This is a genomic window from Rhodospirillales bacterium (assembly GCA_016699855.1).
Lineage (GTDB): Bacteria > Pseudomonadota > Alphaproteobacteria > Reyranellales > Reyranellaceae.
Genome location: CP064988.1, coordinates 3,311,870 through 3,337,134, shown reverse-complemented (window position 1 = coordinate 3,337,134; position 25,265 = coordinate 3,311,870). Strand labels below are relative to the sequence as shown.

Below are 25,265 nucleotides of genomic sequence, written 5' to 3'. Positions count from 1 at the left end.
CCACACGGGCGACATGGCGATTCGCCGTCCATTGGCCCGCCGCGGCCGGCTTGATAAGGTCCGCGCGACCCGCCCGGCCCCCATACGGCCCGGATCCGACAGGAGGATCGCATGACCGATTTCACCCGCCGCCAGATGACCGGCCTTCTCGGCGGCGCCGGCGCCGCCTCGTTGCTGGCCGCCTCGATCCCGGCGCTGGCGCAGGTGCCGGCCCGCGCGAAGGACGGCATGGTCGTGATCGGCATGTCGCTCGAGCCGCCGGTGCTCGATCCCAATCTCAACGCCGCCGCCGCGGTGCGCGAGATCACCTACCAGAACATCTACGAGAGCCTCACCCGCATCGCGCGCGACGGCAGCATCGTGCCGGGTCTGGCGGAGAGCTGGACGGTGTCGGCCGACGGCACCGAGTACGTGTTCAAGCTGCGCGCGGAGGTGAAGTACCACGACGGCGAGCCGTGCACCGCCGACGACGTGAAGTTCACGCTCGACCGCCTTTCGGCGCCCGACGCGACGGCGCCCGGAAAATCGCTCTACACGACGATCAAATCGGTCGACGTGGTCGATCCCACGACCGTGAAGCTGACGCTCAAGGGGCCGGACGCGTTCCTGCTCTATAATGTCGGTATCGGCGACGCCTCGATCATGGGCCGCAAGAGCGCCGCGACCAACGGCGTCAAGCCGGTCGGCACCGGCCCGTTCATGTTCAAGGAGCGCAAGGAGGGCGACTCCGTCACCCTCTTCAAATCGCCGACCTACCGCGACCCGGCGTCGATCAAGCTCATCAAGCTGGTGTTCAAGTTCATCAAGGACGCCGCCGCGCAGCTCAACGCGCTCAAGGCCGGCGACGTCGACACCTTCCCCGGCTTCCAGTCGCCCGAGCAGGTCGGCCAGATCAAGGCCGATCCGCGCTTCGCCGTGGTGATCGGCTCGACCCAGGGCGAGACGATCCTCGCCACCAACAACGGGCGCAAGCCGTTCGACGATCTGCGCGTGCGCCAGGCGATCGCCCACGCCCTCAACCGCGATGACCTGATCGCCGGCGAGAACGGCTTCGCCCTGCCGATCGGCAGCCACTTCCCGCCGCACGACCGGGCCTATGTCGACCTGACGAAGACCTATCCGTTCGACATCGCGAAGGGAAAGAAATTGCTGGCCGACGCCGGCCATCCCAACGGCTTCGAGGCGACCTTGAAGCTGCCGCCGGTCGGCTACGCGCAGCGCTCCGGCGAGATCGTCGTCAGCCAGCTCGGCAAGATCGGCATCAAGCTGAAGATCACCCAGCTCCAGTGGCCGCAATGGCTGGCGGAGGTGTTCAAGGAGCGCAACTACGACCTCACCATCGTCGCGCACACCGAGGCCAACGACCTCGACCGCTACGCGCGCGACGGATACTACTGGGGCTACGATTCCAAGGCGTTCAAGGACAACTGGGCGGCGGTCATCAAGGAGGCCGATCCGGCCAAACGCGCCGAGCTGGTCAAGAAGGCGCAGAAGATCATCGCCGACGACGCCGTCAACGGCTTCCTCTACCAGCTCGGCAAGGTCGGCGTGTGGAACAAGAACCTGGTCGGCATGTGGGAGAACTCGCCCACGCCCTCGATCGACATGAGCGGCGTGTCCTGGAAGCTCTAGGGTGGACGGGTCGCTCGGAGTCCGGGACGCCATGACGCGACACCTCATGAACGCCGTGCTCGCGGCCGGCGGCCGGCCGCCGCGGGCCGACGATTCCGTGGCCTTCGCCGGCGCCGATCCGGTGTTCCCCACGCCCTACCGCGTCGGTGCCGCCGGCGCCGCCGCGCTGGGCGCGATCGGGCTGGCGATGTCCGATCTCTGGCGCCTGCGCGCCGGCCGCGGCCAGGCGGTCGCCATCGACGTCCGCGCGGCGGCGGCGTCGCTGCGCAGCAACGTCTACGTGACGCGCGACGGCGAGAAGCCGGTGAGCTGGGATCCGCTCAGCGGCCACTATCCGACGCGCGACGGCCGCCACATGTTCCTGCACACCAACCATCCGCACCACCGTGCCGGCGCGCTGCGGGTCGCGGGCGCGGCGGCCGACGACCGCGCCGCGCTGGCCGCCGCCGTGGCGAAATGGGACGTCCAGGACATCGAGGACGCGATCGCGGCGGCCGGCATGGTCGGCGGCATGACGCGCACGCCGGAGGAATGGCGGGCGCATCCCCACAGCCGCGCCGTGGCCGGCCTGCCGCTGTTCGACATCGTGAGGATCGGCGACGCGCCGCCCCGGCCGCTGCCGGCGGGCGCGCGTCCGCTGTCGGGAATCCGCGTGCTCGACCTGACGCGCGTGCTGGCGGGTCCGACGGCGGGCCGCGTACTGGCCGAGAACGGCGCCGACGTGCTGCACATCGCCGCGCCGCATCTGCCCTACCAGACCGAGATCCTGATGGACACCGGCCACGGCAAGCGCTGCGCCTGGCTCGACCTGCGCGACGCCTCCGACGTCGACCGGCTCAAGGCGCTGGCCGCCGACGCCGACGTGTTCAGCCAGGGCTACCGGCCCGGCGCGCTGGCGCGGCGCGGCTTCTCGCCCGAGGCGCTGGCGGCGCTGCGGCCGGGCATCGTCTGCCTCAGCCTGTGCGCCTATTCGCATGCCGGGCCGTGGTCGGACCGCCGCGGCTTCGACTCGATCGTGCAGAACGTCACCGGCCTGGCGGTCGGCGGCAGTTCGCTGGCGACGCCGCGCAATCTGCCGGTGCAGGCCAACGACTACATCGCGGGCTATCTCGCCGCGCTGGGCATCGCGCTGGCGCTGGCGCGGCGCGCCACCGAGGGCGGCTCGTGGCTGGTGCGAGTGTCGCTGGTGCAGGTCGCGCAGTGGCTGGCGGGCATGGAACGGATCGACGCGGCGGGCGCGCCGGCCGATCTGCCGGCCGACGAGATCGACCGCCTGTGCATGGAGAGCGTCGGCCCGTTCGGCCGGCTGCGCCACCTCAAGCCGGTGATCGGCCTGTCCGAGACGCCGCCGTTCCACGCCCGCCCGGCCGAGCCGCTGGGCTCCTCGCCGGCGGCGTGGAGCTGAGGCGCGCGGAGAGTCCGTCAGTGCTCGTCGTTGGGCGAGCGCGACGGGCCGACCAGCGTCGCGCCGCCGTCGACCACCAGCGTCTGGCCGGTGATGTAGCGGGCGTGGTCGCTCATCAGGAAGCGCACGGCGTGGCCGATGTCCCAGCCGGTGCCCTCGCGCGCCAGCACCGAGGCGCGGCGGCGCTGGGCGCGCGCCTCCTCGGTCATGCCCGGCGCGTAGACCATCGGCGTGTAGACCGGCCCCGGCGCGACGCAGTTGACGCGGATCCCCTGCGGGCCGTGGTCGACCGCCATCGCCTTCGTCAGGCCGATCACGGCGGCCTTCGACGTGGTGTAGGCCGTCAGTCCGCGCGGCCGCAGCGCCGAGATCGACGATACGTTGACGATGGCGCCGCCGCCGGCCGTGCCGACCATCGCCGGGATCGCGTATTTGGCGACGAGGTACATGGTCTCGACGTTGACCTGCATGACGCGGCGCCAGATCTCCGGCTTCTCCTCGACCACCGTGCCGCGGCTGCCGATTCCGACGTTGTTGTCGAGGAAGTCCAGCCGGCCGTGGCGGTGCACCGCCTCCTCGACCATCGCGGCGCACTGCGCCTCGTCGGTGACGTCGACCGCCGACGCCGTGGCGGTGCCGCCTTCGGCCGCGATCATGTCGACGGTGCGCTGCGCCAGCGCCACGTCGCGGTCGACCACCATCACCTTCACGCCGGCGCGCGCCAGCAGGATCGCGGCGGCGCGGCCGTTGCCGATGCCGTCGCCGGCGGCGCCGCCGCCGGTGACGATCGCGACCTTGCCGGCCAGGCCGGAGTCGCCTTCCTTCATCGTGTCGGCGGCCATCGCGGCGCCTCCTATGGCAGGCCGGCGCCGGGCACGTCGACGCGCACCGCGTCGATCCGCCCGGCGCGCTTCTCGGCCACGGCCGGGCCGCTGGCGACGTTGGTGCAGAGATAGAGCGTGCGCCGATCGGCGCCGCCCAGCATGCAGGCGAAAGCGTGCCGCCCTTCGCCGGCCGGGATGCGCTCGGCGATGCGCCCGCCGTCGAACACCCGCACCGTGTCCGGCCCGCGCGCGTCGGTCACCCACACGCCGCCCTCGGCGTCGAGGCAGATGCCGTCGGGGAAGATCCCCGGCAGATCGGCGAACAGCCGGCGGTTCGACAGCGTGCCGTCGGCCGCGACGTCGAACGCGGTGAGCTTGCTGCCGAAGGTCTCGGCGACCACCATGGTGCGGCCGTCCGGCGTGATCACCGTGCCGTTGGGGAACATCAGGTCGTCGGCGGCGCGGCTCACCGTGCCGTCGGGATCGACCCGCGCCAGACATGTCGTGCGCTGCGCCTCGCCCTTGTGGCGGTCGAAGCCGAAATTGCCGACATAACAGCGGCCCTTGGCGTCGACCACCATGTCGTTGCACGGCCCGGTCGCCAGCGCCGACAGGTCGGCGTAGGGCGAGAGCCTGCCGCCTGCGAAGCGCAACAGCGCGCGGTCGAGCATGGAGACGATCAGCAGGTCGCCGGCGGGAGTCCATCCCAGCCCCGACGGCCGCTGCGGCACCTCGACGATGGTCTCGGACTTGCCGCCCGCCTCGACCGCGATCACGCGGTGCGAATAGAAATCGGAGAACCACAGCCGGCCGTCATGCCAGCGCGGCCCTTCCGCGAAGGTGAGCCCGTCCATGACCGTCTCGAGTTTCGCCGCCATCGCCGTCCCTCCATCGCATTCATCGCGCCTGTAACCGCAGGCCCCTCGTCCGCCCGTCGGGCACCTTCTCCCCCGAAGACGGGGGAGAGGGACGACCCAAATCATCCCTTCTCCCCCGTCTTCGGGGGAGAAGGTGGCGCGGAGCGCCGGATGAGGGGTCTTCTCTTCGGGCGCCCTACCGCTTCGCGGGCTCCGGCCCCAGCCGCACCAGCATCTTGCCGAAATTCTCGCCGCGCAGCAGGCCGATGAAGGCGCGCGGCGCCTTGTCGATGCCGTCGACGATGTCCTCGCGGTATTTCAGCCGGCCCGAGCGCACCCATTCGCCCATCTGGCGCATGGCCGGCGCGTACTGGCCGGCGAAATCGGTGACGATGAAGCCGCGCATCGACACGCGCTTGCCGACGAACGTGCCCATCAGCCGCGGCCCCAGCTCCGGCGTCACGGCGTTGTACTGCGAGATCGAGCCGCACAGGGACACGCGGGCGAAGAAATTGAGCTGCCGCAGGACCGCGTCCGACACCACGCCGCCGACGTTGTCGAAATACACGTCGACGCCGTCCGGGCAGGCCGCCTTCACGGCGGCGTCGAGATCGCCGCCGGCCTTGTAGTCGACGCAGGAATCGAAGCCGAGCTCGTTCACGACGAAGTCGCACTTCGCCTTGCCGCCGGCGATGCCGACCGCGCGGCAGCCCATGATCTTCGCGATCTGGCCGACCGCCTGTCCCACGGCGCCCGACGCCGCCGACACCACCACGGTCTCGCCCGGCTTCGGCCGGCCGACGTCGAGCAGGCCGAAATACGCCGTCATCCCCGGCATCCCCAGGACGCCGTTGGCGGTCGAGATCGGCGCGATGGAGGGATCGACCTTGCGCAGCGCCGGGCCGCCGCCGATGGCGTATTCCTGCCACCCCAGCCGGTCCTCGACGATGTCGCCGACCTTGAAGTCGGGATGCTTCGACGCCACCACCTCGCCGACCGTGCCGCCGGTCATCACCTCGCCGATGCCGACGGCGGCGGCGTAGGACGCCGCGTCGCGCATGCGGCCGCGCTGGTAGGGATCGAGCGACAGGTAGACCACGCGCACCAGCACCTCGCGCGGGCCGGGCTCCGGCGTCTGGACCTCCTCGACGCGGAAATCCGATTCGGCCGGCTCGCCCGGCGGGCGGCGCAGCAGCGTGACGCGGCGGTGTGTCTTGGGAATCATGGCGCGACCTCCGGTTTCGCCGGCACCATAGCGCGTCGCCGCCGCGCCGCCAGCGGTCCGGCGGCGCGGCCATCGCATGGCCGCCGGGCGTCCGGCGCTTTGTGCCGCCGGCCGGGGATTGCTAGGTTGCGGCGCCCCGCGAGGAGATCCCGATGTCGACCGGATTGGAACAGGAATACCAGACGCTGCACGAGTTCGTGAAGGAGGCGAAGCTCAAGCTCAACGCCTACATCTGGGACTACCTCGTCGGCGCCACCGAGACCGAGACGACGATGCGGCGCAACCGCCGCGCGCTCGACGCCATCGCGCTGCGGCCCCGCGTGCTGCGCGACGTCTCCGACATCGACGCCTCGTCGACGTTCCTCGGCAAGCGGCTGCGCCTGCCGGTGATGCTGGCGCCGATCGGCTCGCTGGAGTCGTTCGAGCCCGGCGGCGGCTCGACGGTGGCGCGCGCCGCCGAACGCTTCGGCGTGCCGATGCTGGTCAGCTCGGTGTCGACGCTGGGCATCGAGACCGTCGGCAAGGCCGCCGGCGGCTTCAAGATCTTCCAGCTCTACGTGCGCGGCGACGATTCCTGGATCGACGACCGCGTGAAGCGCGCCGTCGATTCCGGCTACGACGCGTTCTGCATCACCGTCGACACGGCGGTCTACAGCCGGCGCGAGCGCGACATCGCGAAGCGCTTCAACAAATCGTGGCGGTCGAACCTCACCGGCACCGAGTTCCAGGCGGGGCTGAGCTGGAAGAACGTCGCGCATTTCAAGAAGACGCACAAAGTGCCGCTGATCCTCAAGGGCATCGCCACCGCCGAGGACGCCAGGATCGCGATCGAACACGGCGTCGACGTGGTCTACGTCTCCAACCACGGCGGCCGCCAGCTCGACCACGGCCGCGGTTCGATGGACGTCCTGCCGGAGGTCCTCGAGGCGGTCGGCGGCCACGCCAAGGTGGTGGTCGACGGCGGCATCAGCCGCGGCACCGACGTGGTCAAGGCCATCGCCATGGGCGCCGACGCGGTCGCGATCGGCCGGCTGTTCTGCTACGCGCTGGCGGCCGCGGGCGAGGACGGCGTCGTGCGCCTGCTGGAGATCCTCGAGGACGAGATCAAGAGCGCGCTCGGCCTGCTCGGCGCGCCGAAGCTCTCCGACCTCGACCACTCCTTCCTGCACAAGGGCGCGCCCGACGTCGCCGACCCCCGCGTCCACAGCGCCTTCCCGCTGCTGAACCTCGACGACCAGGGGTATTGAGGGGAGCGACTTGCGTGATCTCCCTCTCCCGCTCGCGGGCTGACGGAGTCACGCTACCGATTTCGGCTTTTTTCTCCCTCTCCCGCTTGCGGGAGAGGGCCGGGGTGAGGGGCTAAGCGCGCGGTCCCCGATTGATGGCGCGCCCGACGCCGGTGGCGCGTCTTCGCCACAGCCGACCACGTCCTTGGCCCCTCACCCTCCCATCGCTTCACGATGGGCCCCGCCCTCTCCCGCGAAGCGGGAGAGGGATCATATCTACGCCGACCGCACCAGCCGGCCCGGCAGCGCGCCGGTGTGGGCGTCGTCGCGCAGCGTCTCGACGCCGGAGACGAACACGTGGCGGTAGCCCTCGGCCTTCTGCACCAGCCGCTTGCCGCCGGTCGGCAGGTCGTAGGCGATGGTCGGCGCCAGCATGCGCAGGCGGTCGAAGTCGATCACGTTGATGTCGGCCTTCAGACCGGGCGCCAGCAGGCCGCGGTACTTCATGCCGTAGGCCAGCGCCGTGTCGCGGGTCTGCTTGCGCACCAGGAACTCCAGCGGCAGCTTCGGCCCGCGCTTGCGGTCGCGCGCCCAGTGCGTCAGCAGGAAGGTCGGCGCGCTGGCGTCGGAGATGACGCCGACATGGGCGCCGCCATCGGCCACGCCCAGCACGGTGGCGTCGTCCGTCAGCATCGTGCGCACGACCTCGAGATCGCCGCCGCAGTAGTTTTCGAACGGGTGCAGCAACAGGCCGCTGCCCTCGCCCGCCATCATCAGCTCCAGCGCCAGCGCGCGCGGCTCCATGCCGCGTTTCGCGGCGAGCGCGGCGATGTTGCCGGCCGGATCGGGCTCGTAGTCCATGCCGCCGGCCGTCAACGGGAAGGCGTTGGTCAGATCGGCGGCGAAGATCGACGCCGTGCCCTCCGGCGCCGGCGCCAGCAGCCGCGCCCGCAGGTCGGCGTCGGTCGCCAGCGCGCGGTGGCGCTCCGCCGCCGACAGCTTGCGCAGCGACGCCCACACGGGATGGGCCGAGAACGGATTGACCGTGGTGTCGAGGCCCAGCAGCACGCCGATCGGCCGGCAGCCGACCTGGGCGTTGGCGTCGAGGCCGGCGGCGCGCGCGGCGCGGATCTGGTCGAGCGTCTCGCGCCACAGACCCGGCGCGTTGGAGACCTGCACCAGCAGGCACGACAGCGGCCGGCCGGCGATCTCCGCCGCGGCGCGCAGCACCTCGAACTCGCCCGGCCCGAAGTCGGAATTGACCTCGAGCACGCCGCGGCCGGCGCGCTTCATCGCGCGCGCCATCGCGAACAGCTCGGGCTCGCGCGCCGTCAGGCTCGGGATCAGCCGCCCGTCGCGCGCGCGGTGCTTGGTGGTGCGCGAGGTGGTGAAGCCCAGCGCGCCCGCCGTCAGCGACTCCTCGAGCAGCGCGCCCATGCGCTCGAGCTCGGCCTCCGTCGGCACCGACGCATGGTCGGCGCCGCGCTCGCCCATCACGTAGAAGCGCAGCGCCGCGTGCGGCACCTGCGCGCCGACGTCGACGGCGCGCGGCATCGCGGCCAGCGCGTCCATGTATTGCGGGAAGCTCTCCCAGTTGAACGGCACGCCCTCGGCCAGCACCGTGCCGGGGATGTCCTCGACGCCCTCCATCAGATTGATGAGGTAGGGCGCCGCGCCGGGGCGCACCGGCGCGAAGCCGACGCCGCAATTGCCGAACACCGCGGTGGTGACGCCGTGCCACGAGGACGGCGTCAGGTAGGGATCCCAGGTCGCCTGGCCGTCGTAGTGCGTGTGGATGTCGACGACGCCGGGCGTCACCAGCAGGCCCTTGGCGTCGATCTCGCGCGTGCCGCGGCCGGCTATCGCGCCGACCGCCGCGATCCGGCCGCCATCGACCGCCACGTCGGCCCCGCGCGGCGCGGCGCCCGAGCCGTCGACGACGGTCCCCTCCGCGGATGACGAGATCGTGCATGGCGTGGCCTCCAGACGGGTGGGTCGACGCATCCATAGCCCGGCCGGCCCGCGCTGACCCGGCCGAATTTTCGCATGGCAGCCGTTCAGGCCGGCGCGGAGCGCCCACGACGCGCCGGAATCGGCTAACGTCGCCGCCGGACCGGGGACGCGGAGGGACGGCGGCGAGATGTCGTACATGACGGAAGAACGGCGGATGATCCAGGAGACGGCGCGCGAGTTCGCGCTGAACGAGGTGCTGCCGCTCGCCAACAAGCTCGATCCGGTCGAGGGCGACATCCCCATGTCGCTGCGCGATAAGCTCGCGGAGATGGGCTATTTCGGCATCCTCATCCCCGAGGAGTACGGCGGCATGGGGCTGGGCGTGTTCGAGTACTGCCTGATCACCGAGGAGCTGTCGCGCGCCTGGATGAGCGTGGCGTCGCTGATCGCGCGCGGCAACGGGCTGTCGGCGGCGCGCGGCATGGACGAGGCGCAGAAGCGCAAGTATCTGCCGCGGGCCGCCCGCGGCGAGTTCCTCGGCGCCGGTTCGCTGTCGGAGCCCGGTGTCGGCTCCGACCTCGGCGGCATCGCCTGCCGCGCTACCCGGGACGGCGATTCCTGGGTCATCAACGGCAACAAATACTGGTGCACCTTCGCCGACGGCGCCGACTACATCGCGCTGGCGGCCCGCACCTCGCAGCCCACGGATCCGAAGAAGCGGCACCAGGGCATCAGCTGCTTCATGATCGAGAAGCCCCGGGGCCAGCTTCCCGCCGGCGTGAAGGGCGGCCCGATCCCGAAGATCGGCTATTTCGGCTGGAAGACCTGGGAGCTGGCGTTCGACGACTGCCGCATACCGGCGGACTGCCTGGTCGGCGAGGAGGGCCGCGGATTCTACTACCTCTCCGCCGGCCTGGAGCGCGCCCGCGCCCACACCGCGGCGCGCGCCATCGGGCTGGCGCGCGGCGGGCTCGAGGACGCCACCCGCTACGCCAAGGAGCGCGTGCAGTTCGGCCAGCCGATCGGCGAGTTCCAGTACACCCGTTTCCGGCTGGCGAAGATGGCGACCGACATCGAGGCGGCGCGCCAGCTGATGTACTTCGTGTGCGACGAGATCGACAGCAAGCGGCGCTGCGACAAGGAGGCGTCGATGGTGAAGCTGTTCGCCAGCGAGATGGCGGAGCGCGTCACCAGCGACGCGCTGCAGATCTTCGGCGGCGCCGGCTACACCAAGCTGCACGCCGTCGAGCGCTACTGGCGCGACGCGCGGCTGACCAAGATCTTCGAGGGCACCTCGGAGATCCAGAAACGCATCATCTCCGACAACCTGCTCGGCAAGCCGGCGGCGTAGCGGCGATCCAACGGGAGGACGACATCATGGCCGACGGCGGCGGCAAGAACTCGATCACCGGGCGCAGCGCCTTCCTCTCGATCCTCAAGGACGAGGGCGTGACGAAGCTGTTCGGCAATCCCGGCACGACGGAGCTGCCGGTGATGCACGCGCTCAGCGAGCATCCCGACCTCGGCTACGTGCTGGGCCTCCAGGAATCGGTCGTCATCGGCATGGCCGACGGCTTCTCGCGCGCCTCGGGCAAGCTGGTGTCGTGCAACGTCCACGTCGCGCCGGGCCTCGGCAACGCCATCGGCGCGATCTACACCGCGCAGATGAGCGGCACGCCGATGATCGTGACCGCCGGACAGCAGGAGCAGGGCCACGGCCTGACCGAGCCGCTGCTCTACGCGCCGCTGGTCCCGATCGCGCAGCCCGTCGTGAAATGGGCGACGGAGATCGCGCGCATCGAGGACCTGCCGCGCACGCTCCGCCGCGCCGCCAAGATCGCGACCACGCATCCCACCGGGCCGGTGTTCATCTCGCTGCCCGGCGACATCCTCAACGCCGAGGCCGCCATCGACCTCGGCGAGTCGACGCGCGTCGACACCGCGACGCGGCCGTCGGACGACGCGGTCGAGCGGCTGGCGCGGCGCCTGCTGGCGGCGAAGCGGCCGGTTATCCTCGCCGGACCGGAGATCGTGAGCAGCGACGCCTTCGCCGAGGCGGCCGAACTGGCCGAGACGCTGGGCGCGGCGGTCTACCAGCAGACCGTGGCGCACGGCGCGCATTTCCCGTCGGAGCATCCCTGCTTCATGGGCGCGCTGAACCGCAACCAGACGCAGGTGCGCGACACTCTGGCGCCCTACGACCTGCTGGTCTGCGTCGGCTCGGACGTGCTGCAGATGTCGGTGTGGAGCACGGTCGAGCCGGTGCCGGCCGGCATGAAGATCGTGCAGATCGGCCAGCGCGACTGGGAGATGGGCAAGAACTACCCCGCCGAGATCGCCGTCCGCGCCGACGTGAAGGAGACGTTGAAGGCGTTGATCCCGGCGTTGACGCGGATCGGCGGCGCGGCGCGCGCCGAGGCGGCGAAGGCGGCCGTGGCGGCGCTGGCGTCGAGCAACTGGTCGGCCAAGCGCGCGGCGCGCCGCGCCGCCGTGGCCGCCCGCGCCGGCGAGAGCCCGATGGCGCCGGAATGGGTGATGATGCGCCTGTCCGAGCGTCTGCCGGCCGACGGCATCGTGGTCGACGAGGGCCTGACCAGCGCCAATTCGCTGCTGGCGCACTATCCGCTGCGCGACCGCTACGCGTATTTCGGCAACGTCAGCGGCGGCATCGGCTGGGGCATCGCGGCGGCCGTCGGCGTGCAGATGGCGCGGCCGGAGCGGCGCGTCGTGGCGGTGATCGGCGACGGCAGCTCGATGTACAGCGTGCAGGCCATCTGGAGCGCGGCGCACTACAAGCTGCCGGTCGTGTTCCTGATCTGCAACAACGGCGGCTACCAGATCCTCAAGGACCGGCTGAAGGCGTTCCACGGCAACGACAAGCCGATCGGCATGGATTTCCGCGACCCCGCCATCGACTTCACGGCGCTGGCCGGCGCGCTGGGCGTGTCGGCGGTGCGCGCGACGAACGCCAAGGAGTTCGACGCCGCGTTCGACGCCGCCATGGCGCGGACCGACGGCCCGACCCTGATCGAGGCCATGGTCGGCAAGGCGACGTAGCGCGGGAGCGGACCGATGGCATCGTCGAGCGGATCGTCGGACGAGCTCTGGCGCTGGGACGCCGTCGATCTGGCCGACGCCATCCGCGCGAAGCGGATCTCCAGCCGCGAGGCGACGCTGTCGGCGCTGGGCCGGCTCGACGCGGTCAATCCGAAGCTGAACGCCGTGGCGCTGCCGCTGCGCGACGCCGCCCTGGCGGCGGCCGACGCCGCCGACGCCGCCGTCGCGCGCGGCGACGCGCCCGGCCCGCTGCACGGCGTGCCGGTGACGATGAAGGAGAACGTCGACCACGCCGGCCTGCCGACCACCAACGGCATCGTCGCCTTCGCGGAGATGGTCGCGGCCGAGGATAGCCCGCCGGTCGCGAACTGGAAGGCCGCCGGCGCCGTCATCATCGGCCGCACCAACACGCCCGGCCTGTCGTCGCGCTGGGACACGGTCAACCCGCTGCGCGGACGCACGCGCAATCCGTGGTCGCCGGCGCGCGTGCCCGGCGGCTCGTCGGGCGGCGCCGCGGCGGCCGTCGCCGCCGGCATCGGCGCGCTGGCGCACGGCAACGACTATTGCGGCTCGATCCGCCATCCCGCCCATTGCTGCGGCGTCGCCGGCATCCGGCCGAGCTTCGGGCGCGTGCCCGCCTACAACCCGTCGACCGTCGGCGAACGGCCGCCGACCGCGCAGCTCATGAGCGTGCAGGGTCCGCTGGCGCGGCGCGTGCGCGACCTGCGGCTCGGCCTGGCGGCGATGGCGCGCCGCGATCCGCGCGATCCGTGGTGGGTGCCGGCGCCGCTCGAGGGCCCGCCGCCACCGCGGCCGATCCGCGTCGCGCTGTGCGCCGCGCCGCGCGACATGCCCACGCATCCCGCCATCGCCGACGCCGTCCGCCGCGCCGGCGCGGCGCTGGCCGATTCCGGCTACGCGGTCGAGGAGGTCGAGCCGCCGTCGATCGCCGCCGTCGAGGCGGTGTGGCGCAAGATCGTGGTCGGCGACACCCGCCGCCACCAGTATCCGCTGGCGCTGCGGGTCGGCGACCCCGACCTGATCCGCTCGATGGAGCTGTGGTTCGCGGTCGCGCCGGAGGTCGACCACGAAACCTATCTCGCGGCGCTGGCGGAGCGCACGAAGCACATCCGCGACTGGTCGCTGTTCCTCGAACGCTATCCGTTGATCGTGGCGCCGGTGTCCGGCGCGCCGCCGTTCGAGCCGGGCTTCGACCTCGGCGACATGGCGGCGACGGCGGCGCTGCTGGGCGCCCAGACGCTGCTCAACATCGTGCCGGCGCTCGGCCTGCCGGCGGTGTCCGTCCCGGCCGGGGTGATGGAAGCCGCCGACGCGCCGATGGGCCTGCCGCTTGGCGCCCAGATCATCGCCGCCCGCTTCCGCGAGGACCTCGCGCTCGACGCCGCCGAGGTCGTCGAGGCGCGGTGCGCGATGCCGACGCCGATCGATCCGGTGTGGTAGCCTGATAGCGCGAAGCGCAGATCGCTACCAAAATACAACAGCGAGCGCGGCGAGGCCAAACGCCAGCGTCAAGTAGATGAAGTCCATCTTGTGGCCAGAATGAAACGTAAATTTACCCACCCCAAAATTGACGGTGACGGGGCTCTGACGTCCAATCTCTTCTCCTAACCCCATCTCAGGTATCACGCGCTGAATTGCCTTCTCAAGCTTTCCTCCATTTGCAACAGCACCGTACAGGAGACGATGGTACCAAAATCGATCCATGAGATAAAAAACCATCCAGACAAGGAAGCCTACAATAAGGATAACAGACGAAGCATTGAGCCACGCGCCAAACATCGCAAATCCGATGCTCTCCTTCTGAGCGTAGCCGGCAGCTCCAAGAATCGCTGTTAGCGTCGTCACCGCCAACGTTCGGATTCTGATCTCAATGTCGTTAAAGTGCTGCTGAACATCAACGACCTTCTTCCAGATATCAACATACGTCGCGATGTTTGTGGCAGTATCCCTCCTTGGTGCTGGCTGAAAGTCGACGAAGGCGAGCAACTCAGCAAATGAGCCTGTTAGCGTGATGTCTGCGACAACATTCGGTCGGTTTTGTATTTCTCTTTCACGTTGAACGTCCTCTGAGGACCAATGAGTCACTCGCCGTAGAAGCTCGTATTCCTCACGGCCCTGTGCGATTCCATACTTCGCGTGCACAGATGTTAGGCCTGCATCAATCGCCATAGCGACATCCTTCATAAGACTGTCGCCGACGTAGATGCAATCTGACGCATCAACACCGAGCTCGCTGACAATCTTGCGCAAGATTCCCGGATTTGGCTTGATCTCGTTCTTTGGTGTGTGGCGGTGCTCGGTCGCAGTAAGCGCGTATTGCTCAAGGGGCATTGTACGCAGCTGCTCGGGCGTCATACCCTGCGGCAGATCATGATCTGGCGGTGAGTATAGGTAGTCGATCACGCCATCCAAACCAAACTTCTTAATCCGACGTGCCGAGTAAAAGGCCATGGATTCTGTATACCCGACGATTGTCACCCCCTCATTGTGCAAAAGGCGTAACGTTTCAAGAACTGCTGGATACAGGCGTTCCGCTCTCTTTCTAGCGCTTCGATATCGATGAATCGCCTTGTCATATATTTTCGCGAGATCACCGGACGGGTGCTTTTTCTGAAGACAGGGCAACTCTTCGATTAAAAATGCATACTCAGACGTACGATGCTTCTGGTGAACCGCTTTGATCTCATCGAGCAATTGATCACGATTAACTTCGCTGTCGACAGCGAGCTGATCAATCATGGCCGAGAATGATTTCGACCATATTTCGACCCAGTCATACAGCGTATTGTCCAAATCTGTGATGAGGACTGTCTTCCTCGGGCGCTCGTCTTTTTCGCCGCTCTCAGCCATCTTCGCCTCCAAACGACATCCCCAGCGAATTGGCTCGCATGGAGTCATCGACACACGCAATGCGTGCGGGCATTGACTTCGACATCCGTATCACGGCGTAGAAAGTGAGCGCTGTCAATGAACGTCTGGAGATCGTCGTCGCCGCGGATCTGTCAGCCCCCCAGCGTCGACGGCGCCGCCTTCACCTCGCCGCGCTCGACCTTCTTGACGATGGCCGTGAGCTTCACGTGCGCCGGCGCCTTGACGCCGATGAAGTCGCCGCGGTCGGCGATGTAGCCGTTCATGAACTCGATCTCGGTGCGGCGGCCCTTGAGGATGTCCTGGGCCATCGACGGGCGCTGGATGTCCGCCCGCGGGTTGGGGTTGGTGTTCGAGCCCGGCCGCAGGATGGTCTCGATCTCCTCCAGCGCCTTGGGATCGTTCTCCGAGGCGCGCGCCAGCGTCTCCGGCTCCATCTTGCCGATCTTCTCGATGTGGTAGCCCAGCGCCTGGCCGACCCGCACCGCCTCGCCGCCGAGCTGGATCGAGAAGCGTCTGATGATGTCGTTGCGGTCGCAGTCGGAACCCGTGAGACCCGTCGCGGCCGAGACGCCGTTCTTCATGCCGTTCTGGCACAGCTTCGACCAGCGCTCGCCCCACAAATTGGTGGTCGTCTTGGCGCTGTCGATCATCGAGACCATCTCGTGCAGCTCCTCGACGCGCTTGGTGATGCGGCCGTGCACCTCGCCGACGCGGAACACGGTGTGCTTGTCGCCGCCCTTCGACACCGTGCGCCGGATGTGCGCGGCCTCGAACATGTCGACCGAGATCAGCGAGGCCACCATGCCGACGGTCTTGCCCCAGCCGACGACGCCCGCGATGCGCTCCTCGTTGAGGCAGTTCTGCAGCGACACCACGTAGCCGTCCGGCGCGAGGTACTGCTTGATCATCGCCGTCGCCCATTCCGTGTCGTAGGACTTCACGGCGACGAAGGCGATGTCGATCGGCTTCTGGCGAGAGAGGTCCTGCAGCTCGGTGAGGTGCATGGTCTTGGCCTTGGTGACCGTGAACTTCTCCTCCGGCGTGACGCCGTCGAGCAACAGGCCGCGCTTGCGGATCAGCTCGATGTTCTCCGGCCACATGTCGATCAGCGTGACGTCGTGGCCGGCGTGCGCGAGATAGCCGCCGACGTAGCCGCCCAGCGCGCCGACTCCGACCACCGCGATCCGCTTGCCCATGGTTTCCTCCGTCGTGATTGTTTGGCGGGCGACCCGCTCCGGGCGGGAAAATAGCGCGTCCCGGCCCCGGCTGGCGGCATGATTCGCGGGGTCAGCCATGCCCGCGGGGCGCCGGCCGGCCGGCCGGTGGAGAATCCGGGCGCGCGGCGCCGACGCATCCGCTATAAATCCGCCCGCCCCGCGGCCGGCGCCGTCCGGACGCGGCGCGGAAACCGGCCGGCCGAAGGCCGGGAGACACCAGGGGGTTCCAATGACAGGCATCGTCCATATCCGCCGCCGCGGCCTCGTCGCCGGCGCCGGCGCGCTGCTCGCCGCGCCGTCCATCGCCCGCGCCCAGGACGCCTGGCCCAAGGGCCAGATCCGCTTCGTGGTGCCGTTTCCGCCGGGCGGCTCGACCGACCCGGTGGCGCGCATCCTCGCCGCCAAGCTGCAGGAATCTCTGGGCTGGAACATCATCGTCGACAACAAGCCGGGCGGCACCGGCGTGGTCGGCGCCAGCTTCGCCGCCAAGGCGCCGCCCGACGGCCAGACCTGGCTCGTGGTGTTCGACAACCACATCCTCAATTCGCTGTTCACGCCCGACGTGCCGTACAAGGACAGCGACCTGTTCAACGTCATGCAGATCGGCCGCACGCCGCAGGGCATCGGCTGCCATCCGGACCGGCCGTACAAGAGCTTCGCGGACGTGATCGCCGACTGCAAGAAGCGCCCCGGCAAGGTGGCGGCCAGCGTTCTCGCGGCCAGCCAGGCGCTGGTGCTGTTCAACCAGATGCAGAAGGACAACGGCTACGAGATGAACATCATCCCGTACAAGGGCGGCGGCCCGCTGCTGGCCGACGCGCTGGCGGGCCACACCGACCTGGCGATCTCGAGCCTGACGGCCATCGCGCCGCATTTCGCCGCCGGCAAGCTGCGCCCGATCGCGGTGACCAGCGACAAGCGCTCGCCGCTGCTGCCCGACGTGCCGACGCTGATCGAGCAGGGCGTCAAGGCGGCGCCGTCCTACTCGTGGTGGGGCGTCTACGCGCCCAAGGGCACGCCGAGGCCGATCGTCGACCGCATGCACGCCGAGCTGCTCAAGGCGGCGCGCAGCGCCGACGTCAGCAAGAAGTTCGTCGACCAGTTCAACATGGAGGTCCTGACCACGACGCCCGAGCAGTTCGCAGAGTTCCAGGCGAAAGAGCAGGCGATCTGGGGCAAGACCATCCGCGACAACAACCTGAAGCCGGAATAGCCGGCGGCGCCGGCGCGGCCGAACGATCGGGGACCGACGACGTGGAAAACAAGCTGAAGCTCGCCATCCTCGACGACTACCAGAAGGTCGCGCTGGCCTACGCCGACTGGGACAAGGCGCGCGCCCGCGGCGTCGAGGTGGTGGCGTTCGACCACCATCTCGGCGGCGTCGACGCCTGCGCCGCGGCGCTGGCGGATTTCGACGCCGTCATGCTGATGCGCGAGCGCCAGCCCTTCCCCAAGGCGCTGGTCGACCGTCTGCCGAAGCTGCGCTTCGCCATCCTGACAGGCGCGCGCGCGCCCAGCGTCGACATCGACGCCATGACCGCGCGCAAGATCCCGGTCTGCAACACCACGACCGGACCCAGCGGGTCGTCGACCTCGGAGCTCGCCTGGGCGCTGCTGATGGACGCCGCGCGCTTCGTCACCAAGTCGGACCGCGGCGTGCGCGCCGGCGGCTGGCACGGCGGGCTCGACATGGGCCTGATCCTCGCCGGCAAGCGGCTGGGAATCATCGGCCTGGGCAAGCTGGGCTCGAAGATGGCGCGCTACGCCAAGGCGTTCGACATGGACGTGGTGGCGTGGAGCCAGAACCTCACCGCCGAGAAGGCGGCCGAGCACGGCGCGAAGCTGGTGTCGAAGGACGAGCTGCTGGCGACCTCGGACGCCATCACCATCCACCTGATCCTCAGCGGCCGCACCCGCGGCCTGATCGGCGCCGCCGAGATCGCGCGCATGAGGAAGGGCGTCATTCTCGTGAACACGTCGCGCGGCCCGATCGTCGACGAGGCCGCCATGATCGCGGCGCTCGAGAGCCGGCACATCGGCTCGGCCGGCCTCGACGTCTACGACGTCGAGCCGCTGCCGGCCGGACACCGGCTGGCGTCGCTCGACAACGTCGTGCTGGCGCCGCATCTCGGCTACGTCGCCGAGCCGGTGTTCCGCAGCTTCTACGCCGACGGTCTCGAGGACCTGCTGGCCTGGCTCGACGGCAAACCCATCCGCGTCATGAACCCGGCGGCGCTGACATAGCCTGGAACCCCTCGCCCGCTTGCGGGAGAGGGAGGGGCCCGCGCGCAGCGCGGGAGGGTGAGGGGCCACGCACGAGGTCGGTGTCGCGGAACCAGCGTCGAGGCACCGACCGTGGCCTCGGTGTGTCGATACCCCGCGACAGCGTGTGCCCCCCTCACCCCAACCCTCTCCCGCAAAGCGGGAGAGGGGGCATGAGGATGGCGGCGACCGCGCCCCTCAATCCTTGTCGCCGGCGATCGCCGGGTAGACGAGGCCGGCCAGCGCCGCGCCGATGGCGGGCGCGACCCAGAACATCCAGAGCTGGCCCAGCGCCGCGCCGCCGGCGAACAGCGCCGGGCCGGTGCTGCGCGCGGGGTTCACCGAGGTGTTGGTGACGGGGATGCTGATGAGATGGATCAGCGTCAGGCCCAGCCCGATGGCGATCGGCGCGAAGCCGGCCGGCGCGCGCTTGTCGGTGGCGCCGAGGATGATGATCAGGAACATGAACGTCATCACGATCTCGGTGACGATCCCCGAGACCATCGAGTACTTGCCCGGCGAACGCTCGCCGAAGCCGTTCGACGCCAGCCCGTTCTTGACCACATCGAAGCCGGCCTGGCCGCTGGCGATGAGGTAGAGGCAGCCCGCGCCGATCGCCGCGCCGACGACCTGGGCCACGATGTACGGCAGCGCCTCGCCGGCCGGGAAGCGGCGGCCGACCACGAGGCCGATGGTGACGGCCGGATTGAGATGGCAGCCCGACACGTGGCCGATGGCGTAGGCCATGGTCAGCACGGTGAGGCCGAACGCGATCGACACGCCGGTCAGACCGATGCCGACCTGGGGAACGCCGCGGCGAGCACGGCGCTGCCGCAACCGCCGAGCACGAGCCAGAACGTTCCGAGGCATTCCGCCGCCAGGCGCTTCGACATGGGCATCGCTTGAATCCTTTCCCTCCGGTGTGGGCGCCGCGCGACCGGTGGCGGACATCGTCCCGCCGGGATCGGCGCGCCGCGCCGCCGGCACGATAGCACGGCCGCCATCGGGCGCCTCTGGATCGTGAGGATCGGCGCTACGCCCCGACGCCGTCGCGCAGCCGCGCCGCGAGGCGCTCGACGCCGGCGTCGAACGAGAAGCGCGTGCGCACGATCTCGTGGCCGCGGTCGGCCAGCCGCGCGCGTCCGGCGGGATCGCGCATCAGCCTCTCCAACGCGCCCGCCAACGCGACGGGATCGGCGGGCGGCACGAGGATTCCGCTGACGCCGTCCTCGATCAGCTCTGGGATCGCCGACACGGCCGTCGCCACGCAAGCGACGCCCTGGCTCTGCGCCTCCATCAGCACGTTGGGCAGGCCGTCGCGGTCGCCGTCGCCGGCGATCTTGCTGGCCAGCACGAACAGATCGGCGCGCGCGTAGGCCTCGAACACGAAGCCCTGCGCCTGCGCGCCGTGCCAGACGCAGCGATCGGCGACCCCCAGCCGCGCCGCGCGGGCCTTGAGCGCGTCGCCCAGCGGTCCGCCGCCGATATGCTCGAGCCGCCAATTCAGATCCCGCGGCAGCGCCGCCAGGGCGTCGAGCAGATCGTCGAAGCCCTTCTTCTCGACCCGCCGGCCGACCGTCAGCACCACGACGGGCGCCGCCGGATTTCCGCCGTCGCGCGGCGGCGGTGGCGCGGGGCGCGGCGGCAGGCGCGCCAGATCGAGCCCGTGGTAGATCAGTTCGACCGTGTCCGGCGATGGCGCCAGCGACGCCAGCCGGTCGCGGCCGCTGGCCGTGCACGTCACCAGCCAGCGGCACGCCGCCAGCTTCTCGGCGATCTCCCAGTCCGGCGTGGTCCAGATGTCCTTGGCGTGGGCCGAGCCGCTCCACGGCAGGCCGCGAATCATCGCGGCGTAGCGCACCACCGAGGCCGGCGTGTGCAGAAAATGGACGTGCAGCCACGCCACGTCGTCCGGCAGCTCGCGCGCCAGGACCAGCGCCTGGCCCCAGCGGCGGCCGCGGTTGGGCGTGCGGTCACGCCAGAGATCGCGCAGCCATTGCCGACGCGCCGCCGCGTAGCCCGGCAGGCGCCGTGCCGCCCACCAGCCGCGCAGCACCCTGAGCGGCTCCTGGTACAGATACTCCGGCAGGTACGACACGGCGGCGCGGATGCGGCCGTGCACGGGATGGCGCAGCTTGTCGGTGGGATGGCGCAGCGACACCAGCGACACGTCCAACCCGCGCCGCTCCAACCCCTCGATCTCCTGCGCGATGAACGTCTCCGACAGCCGCGGATAGCCCTTCAGCACGATGGCGACGGTGCGGGTCATGGCGCGGCGATGAGCGTATCACGCCGCCCCATCCCCCCTGTCATCCCGAGCGCAGCGAGGGATCCAGGGCATTTCCCGATGGAGCGGGGCCGCCCTTCCATTCCGTCATCCCGAGCGCGGCGAGGGATCTTTCCGCGGCTTAAAGATCCCTCGCTGCGCTCGGGATGACAGTGGACGTCCGGTTCGATCGATACGCGCCCCAACTGATCGTCGTCGTGGTCGACCGCGATCGTCTTCACCGCGATCCCCTCTCGCCCTTCCTGCGCTACGCGGCGGAGCGCGTCCGAGACACGGCATGAGCCGCGACGCCGATGGACAGCCGGAGAGAGCACTGACGGATGGACTACGCGTCGCCGGCCTTGCGGGCGGGCGCGGGGTCGTAGGGCACGGGATCGATCGCGCCGCCGAACGTGCCGTCGTCGACCGGCACCATCGACACCGCGCGCAGCGGCCGGTCGAGATGCTTGGCGACCAGCTTGCAGACGTTGGGGATGCCGTCGAGCAGGCCGGGGATCACGGCGGCCGAGGGCAGGCCCTGCTGCGGCAGCTGGCGTAGCGCCGTCGCCATCGTGGCGGGATCGCGCGCGTCGTCCTCCGGCAGCATCTCCAGCAGCTTCTGCTGGCGCGCGCTCTGGGCGCGGATGAACTGCTCCAACCGCGGCCGCATGCGCGGCACGATGACCGCCGGCTTGTCGAAGGACAGGATCTCGCAGAACGTGTTGTAGCCGCCCATCGCGACCACGCCGGCGGCGCCGGCCATCAGCGGTCCGAGGCTGCTCTCGAAGGTCAGCGTGCGGATCGACGGCAGGCGCAGCGCGCGCTGGCGGAACGCCTCGCGCGTGTCCGGCGCCATGAACGGGCCGAACACGATCACCGCGCCGTAGGGGATGCGCGGATCGTGCTCGTAGGCGCGCAGCACCCAGTCGACGAGCTCCTCGCCGTCGCCGCCGCCGCCGGGGGTCACGAGGATGTAGCGCCGGTCGAGGTCGCGCACGACCGCCGGCAGGCCGCGGTCGGTCGGCAGGTCGCGGCGCAGGTAGCCGGTGTAGACCATCTTGCGCTTGACGGTCTTCGACAGCGCGATGCCGGCCAGCGGATCGTTGAGCTGCGGCAGGCCGTAGATCCAGATGTCGTCGTAGAGGTCGCGCAGCGCCGGCATGACGTTCTTGCGCTTCCACTCCGGCGCCAGCAGGGCGGGCTCGTCCATCACGTCGCGCAGCCCCAGCACCAGCGGCGTGCCGCGGCGCTTCAGCGACACCAGCGTCTCGCCGACCTCGCCGCGCAGGCCCAGCGGCTCCTTGTCGACGATGAACAGGTCGGGGTCGAACAGCTCGGCGGTCTTGCGGATCAGCTTGGCCCGCATGCGCAAGGTGCGCTCGATGCCGATGTTGAGGTTGAGCGCCTCGTACTCGCCGTCGGCGCGCTTGACGACGCCGGGCACCCGCACGAAGTCGACCCGCGCCTTGAAGTCGAAACTGCCGATGATCGGCGAGCCCGACAGGATCAGCACGGAGAGGTCGTCGTCTGCCGCCACCAGCGCGTTGGCGATGGTGCGGCAGCGGCTGAGGTGGCCAAGCCCGAAACTGTCGTGGCTGTAGATCAGCACGCGTTTCGGCCGGTTCGGACCGGTCATGTCCCTAGTCTCCCCCCGGCTGGCCGGGCCCCCCAACCTTGTCCGACCACCAGACTATTCCCCAACTATTGCACGGGAATTGCGCGCATGGCGACGAAAAAACGCCCGCCGACCGGATATCGTCGCGATGGCTTTGCGGTGCCGTTTCAAGGGGTTACGGGACCCATGGTCTTGGCCCGGACGGACCCGCGACACAACGCGCCGGCCGCCAGCCGACACGGCCGGCCCGTGATCACCGAACGGAACCGCCGAGGCTGCCCGATGCGGGATCATACCATCGCGCGCGCAGCTCATCGATCCGCGAACCGGCGTCGCCGTCCAGCGCGGCCAGCCAGTCCAAATCGTCGCGTTGGCGGCGGAGTTCGCGCTGGACCAAGGGATCGCGGAGCGCACGCGCCTCGCGGTCGGCGGCGCGTGCGCCGGGGACGCCGGGGAGTGCCACCGCCATGTCGACGGTGTCGCGCGCCAGCGACGCGGCCTCCACGTCGCGGTCGATGTCGCTGTCGACGAGGTAGCGCAGCAGCAGCTCGACCGCGCCGGCGGCGTCGAGCGCGGCCGACACCAGCGGATGGTCGTGCGCCTCGGTGTCCGGCGCCGCCGCGGCGCAGCGCGCGATCCATGCCTCGGCGTCGGCAGGCGCGCCTCCTGCGACGAGCCGCGCCCACGCCGCGTCGAGGCCGCCACGCAGCGCGTCCGAACCGCCGCCGGTGGCGCGCGTGAAGGCGCGGTGGTTCGGCAGCATCCGCTCGCACAGCGCCAGCGCGAACGCGGCCCGTTTCCATTCCGCGAGGTCGCGCAGTCGACGCACCAGCGCGCCGCGATCGAACCGCATCGCCGCGCTCACCGACGTGGCGCTCCCGACGCCGTCATCCGCGGTCGATCGACGGATTGAGGTGCAGCTTCGCGACGACGGCGGTCGCCGCGGCGACGAGGGAGTCGAGGGCGATGTGATGGGCCATCGCCTCGGCGTACGACCGCGCCGCGAAGAAGCGGTCCAGCGTCTCGTTCAGACCGGCCGCGAGCGCGCCGAGCCAGACCTCGATCTCCACCACGGCGCAGTCGGTCGGCAATGTCGCGTCGAGCAGGGCGACCTGCCGCTCGGACAGATGGCCGCGCATGGCGGCGCCGTCGAATCCTACCGTGTGGCAACTGTGGAGCAACCACGAGCTGAGCGTCGACGACTTTTCGCCGATACCGAAGACCACGCAGACGGTCAGATCTAGCTCGATGTCCTCAAGGAAGTGGCGAAGCGGTTCGCCGTGTTCCGACAGCCATTCCGCGATCTTGGACGCGATCTCCCGGATGTAATGGAGTCGCTGGAGCAGATGGAGGCAATCGACCTCGGACACGTCAGCGAAGTTCTCGTGCGCCGTCAGGACGGTGGGCAGCGAGTCGTCCATGTCGGCGGTCACCCTTCCGGATTCGCGGGAGGCGCCGGCGGGTCGCGGCGGGCGCCGGGGCCGCCGCGCGCGGCCGGGCTACGACGCGGCGACGGCGGCGCGGGCGGGGCGCTTCGGGGCTGTCGCGGCGAGATGCGCCATCGCGGCCTGGGCGCCGCCGGCACGGTGCGGCACGCCGGCGATCTCGAGCCCCATCTCGACGCCGGACAGCGTGCCCATCAGCATCAGGTCGTTGAAATCGCCGAGATGGCCGATGCGGAAGATCTTGCCGGAGAGCTTCGACAGCCCCTGCCCCAGCGACATGTCGAAATTGTCGAGCACGACGCGGCGGAACGAATCGGCGTCGTGGCCGGCCGGCATCATCACGGCGGTCAGCGCGCCGCTGTGCTGCGATGGATCGGCGCAGAGGATCTCCAGGCCCCAGCCGCGCACGGCGCGGCGCGTCGCCTCGGCGTGGCGGGCGTGGCGCGCGAACACGGCGTCGAGCCCGTCCTCCAGCAGCATGTCGACGGCGGCGTCGAGGCCGTAGAGCAGGCCGGTGGCCGGCGTGTAGGGGAACCAGCCGTCGGCGTTCATCGCCAGCTGCTCGTCCCAGCTCCAGTAGGAGCGCGGCAGCTTTGCGGTCTTCGACGCCGCCATCGCCTTGGCGCTCATGGCGTTGAACGACAGGCCGGGCGGCAGCATCAGGCCCTTCTGCGAGCCGGCGACGGTGACGTCGACGCCCCACTCGTCGTGGCGGAAGTCGATCGAGCCCAGCGACGAGATGGTGTCGGCCATCAGCAGCGCGGGATGGCCGGCGGCGTCGATGGCGCGGCGCACGGCGGCGACGTCGGACACCACGCCGGTCGAGGTCTCGTTGTGCACGACGCACACCGCGCGGATCGCCTTGGCGGTATCGGCGCGCAGCGCCGCCTCGATGGTCGCGGGATCGACGCCGCGGCGCCAGTCGCCGGGGATGAACTCGGTGACGAGGCCGAGCCGCTCCGCCAGCCGCTTCCACAGGGTCGCGAAATGGCCGGTCTCGACCATCAGCACGCGGTCGCCGGGCGAGCAGGTGTTGACCAGCGCCGCCTCCCACGCGCCGGTGCCGGAACCGGGGAAGATCACCACCGGCCGCGTGGTCCGGAACACCGCCGGCAGCTTGGCCAGCAGGCCCTTCGCCATCGCCTGGAAGGCCGGTCCGCGGTGGTCGATCGTGGCCCAGTCCATGGCCCGCAGCACCCGGTCGGGGACGTTCGTCGGACCGGGTATCTGGAGGAAGTGGCGGCCGCGCTGGGCTTTTTGGAAAGTGCCGGAATCCGGGCTTTTCGCGCTCATCGACGCCTCCCGCGGAGGGTGGTTTCGGGGTTTGTATATTGTATTTTGTATACAATATACAAAATAGGCCTGATCGCCCGGTTTCCGGGCCGCAAC

The 25,265-nt window shown here is 70.0% G+C and carries 18 protein-coding genes and 2 pseudogenes; 8 read left to right on the top strand and 12 right to left on the bottom strand.

Annotation, left to right across the window (positions count from 1 at the left end):
- Positions 1–135: 135 nt before the first annotated feature.
- Positions 136–1,632, top strand: coding sequence for an ABC transporter substrate-binding protein (locus tag IPK81_15670; protein ID QQS15142.1), 1,497 nt, complete (start codon positions 136–138; stop codon positions 1,630–1,632).
- Between the two features lie 46 nt (positions 1,633–1,678).
- Positions 1,679–3,037: a CoA transferase gene (locus tag IPK81_15665; protein QQS15141.1), complete on the top strand. Its 1,359-nt coding sequence runs from the start codon at positions 1,679–1,681 to the stop codon at positions 3,035–3,037.
- A 17-nt stretch (positions 3,038–3,054) separates the two neighbouring features.
- On the opposite strand, the gene IPK81_15660 is transcribed toward IPK81_15665, so the two are convergent.
- The 3 genes from IPK81_15660 to IPK81_15650 all read right to left on the bottom strand — a co-directional run bounded on the left by IPK81_15660 (position 3,055) and on the right by IPK81_15650 (position 5,943).
- On the bottom strand, positions 3,055–3,864 hold the full coding sequence (locus IPK81_15660) for an SDR family oxidoreductase (GenBank protein ID QQS15140.1): 810 nt from the start codon (positions 3,862–3,864) through the stop codon (positions 3,055–3,057).
- A 26-nt stretch (positions 3,865–3,890) separates the two neighbouring features.
- A complete protein-coding gene (locus IPK81_15655) occupies positions 3,891–4,739 on the bottom strand; it encodes an SMP-30/gluconolactonase/LRE family protein (protein QQS11035.1) in 849 nt (282 codons plus the stop codon).
- A gap of 175 nt (positions 4,740–4,914) precedes the next feature.
- The gene (locus IPK81_15650; protein ID QQS11034.1) at positions 4,915–5,943 is read right to left on the bottom strand and encodes an NADP-dependent oxidoreductase; all 1,029 of its coding nucleotides are present in this window, start codon (positions 5,941–5,943) and stop codon (positions 4,915–4,917) included.
- A 152-nt stretch (positions 5,944–6,095) separates the two neighbouring features.
- Between IPK81_15650 and IPK81_15645 the strand changes: the two genes are divergently transcribed.
- The gene (locus tag IPK81_15645) at positions 6,096–7,190 is read left to right on the top strand and encodes an alpha-hydroxy-acid oxidizing protein (protein QQS11033.1); all 1,095 of its coding nucleotides are present in this window, start codon (positions 6,096–6,098) and stop codon (positions 7,188–7,190) included.
- A gap of 255 nt (positions 7,191–7,445) precedes the next feature.
- Here the strand turns inward: IPK81_15645 and IPK81_15640 are convergent.
- Positions 7,446–9,141: pseudogene (locus IPK81_15640) on the bottom strand (amidohydrolase family protein).
- 168 nt (positions 9,142–9,309) lie between these two features.
- On the opposite strand from IPK81_15640, the gene IPK81_15635 reads away from it, so the two are divergent.
- The 3 genes from IPK81_15635 to IPK81_15625 are packed head-to-tail and all read left to right on the top strand — an operon-like array spanning position 9,310 to position 13,640.
- Positions 9,310–10,473 (top strand): acyl-CoA dehydrogenase family protein, encoded by a 1,164-nt coding sequence (locus IPK81_15635; GenBank protein ID QQS11032.1) that lies wholly within the window; start codon positions 9,310–9,312, stop codon positions 10,471–10,473.
- 26 nt (positions 10,474–10,499) lie between these two features.
- On the top strand, positions 10,500–12,179 hold the full coding sequence (locus tag IPK81_15630) for a thiamine pyrophosphate-binding protein (GenBank protein QQS11031.1): 1,680 nt from the start codon (positions 10,500–10,502) through the stop codon (positions 12,177–12,179).
- 15 nt (positions 12,180–12,194) lie between these two features.
- A complete protein-coding gene (locus tag IPK81_15625) occupies positions 12,195–13,640 on the top strand; it encodes an amidase (protein ID QQS11030.1) in 1,446 nt (481 codons plus the stop codon).
- 24 nt (positions 13,641–13,664) lie between these two features.
- Here the strand turns inward: IPK81_15625 and IPK81_15620 are convergent, their stop codons facing one another.
- Positions 13,665–15,050: an HAD family hydrolase gene (locus tag IPK81_15620; protein ID QQS11029.1), complete on the bottom strand. Its 1,386-nt coding sequence runs from the start codon at positions 15,048–15,050 to the stop codon at positions 13,665–13,667.
- Positions 15,051–15,202: 152 nt separating this feature from the next.
- Positions 15,203–16,267 carry a 2-dehydropantoate 2-reductase gene (locus IPK81_15615; GenBank protein ID QQS11028.1) on the bottom strand — a complete coding sequence of 355 codons (1,065 nt, stop codon included), beginning with the start codon at positions 16,265–16,267 and terminating at the stop codon, positions 15,203–15,205.
- A gap of 250 nt (positions 16,268–16,517) precedes the next feature.
- On the opposite strand from IPK81_15615, the gene IPK81_15610 reads away from it, so the two are divergent.
- Together IPK81_15610 and IPK81_15605 are read left to right on the top strand one after the other, a co-directional pair.
- On the top strand, positions 16,518–17,501 hold the full coding sequence (locus tag IPK81_15610; GenBank protein QQS11027.1) for a tripartite tricarboxylate transporter substrate binding protein: 984 nt from the start codon (positions 16,518–16,520) through the stop codon (positions 17,499–17,501).
- Positions 17,502–17,554: 53 nt separating this feature from the next.
- Complete coding sequence (locus IPK81_15605) at positions 17,555–18,532, top strand: D-2-hydroxyacid dehydrogenase family protein (protein ID QQS15139.1); 978 nt, start codon at positions 17,555–17,557, stop codon at positions 18,530–18,532.
- A gap of 216 nt (positions 18,533–18,748) precedes the next feature.
- Here the strand turns inward: IPK81_15605 and aqpZ are convergent.
- The 6 genes and pseudogenes from aqpZ to IPK81_15575 form a co-directional block, all read right to left on the bottom strand.
- Positions 18,749–19,449 (bottom strand): annotated as a pseudogene (gene aqpZ / locus IPK81_15600) (aquaporin Z).
- A gap of 134 nt (positions 19,450–19,583) precedes the next feature.
- Entirely contained in the window at positions 19,584–20,819 is a 1,236-nt protein-coding gene (locus tag IPK81_15595) for a glycosyltransferase family 4 protein (GenBank protein ID QQS11026.1), read from the bottom strand.
- 343 nt (positions 20,820–21,162) lie between these two features.
- Positions 21,163–22,452: a hypothetical protein gene (locus IPK81_15590; GenBank protein QQS11025.1), complete on the bottom strand. Its 1,290-nt coding sequence runs from the start codon at positions 22,450–22,452 to the stop codon at positions 21,163–21,165.
- A gap of 232 nt (positions 22,453–22,684) precedes the next feature.
- Positions 22,685–23,284 (bottom strand): DUF416 family protein, encoded by a 600-nt coding sequence (locus tag IPK81_15585; protein QQS11024.1) that lies wholly within the window; start codon positions 23,282–23,284, stop codon positions 22,685–22,687.
- 34 nt (positions 23,285–23,318) lie between these two features.
- Positions 23,319–23,852 (bottom strand): hypothetical protein, encoded by a 534-nt coding sequence (locus IPK81_15580; GenBank protein QQS11023.1) that lies wholly within the window; start codon positions 23,850–23,852, stop codon positions 23,319–23,321.
- Positions 23,853–23,930: 78 nt separating this feature from the next.
- Entirely contained in the window at positions 23,931–25,169 is a 1,239-nt protein-coding gene (locus IPK81_15575) for an aminotransferase class V-fold PLP-dependent enzyme (protein ID QQS11022.1), read from the bottom strand.
- Positions 25,170–25,265 lie beyond the last annotated feature (96 nt).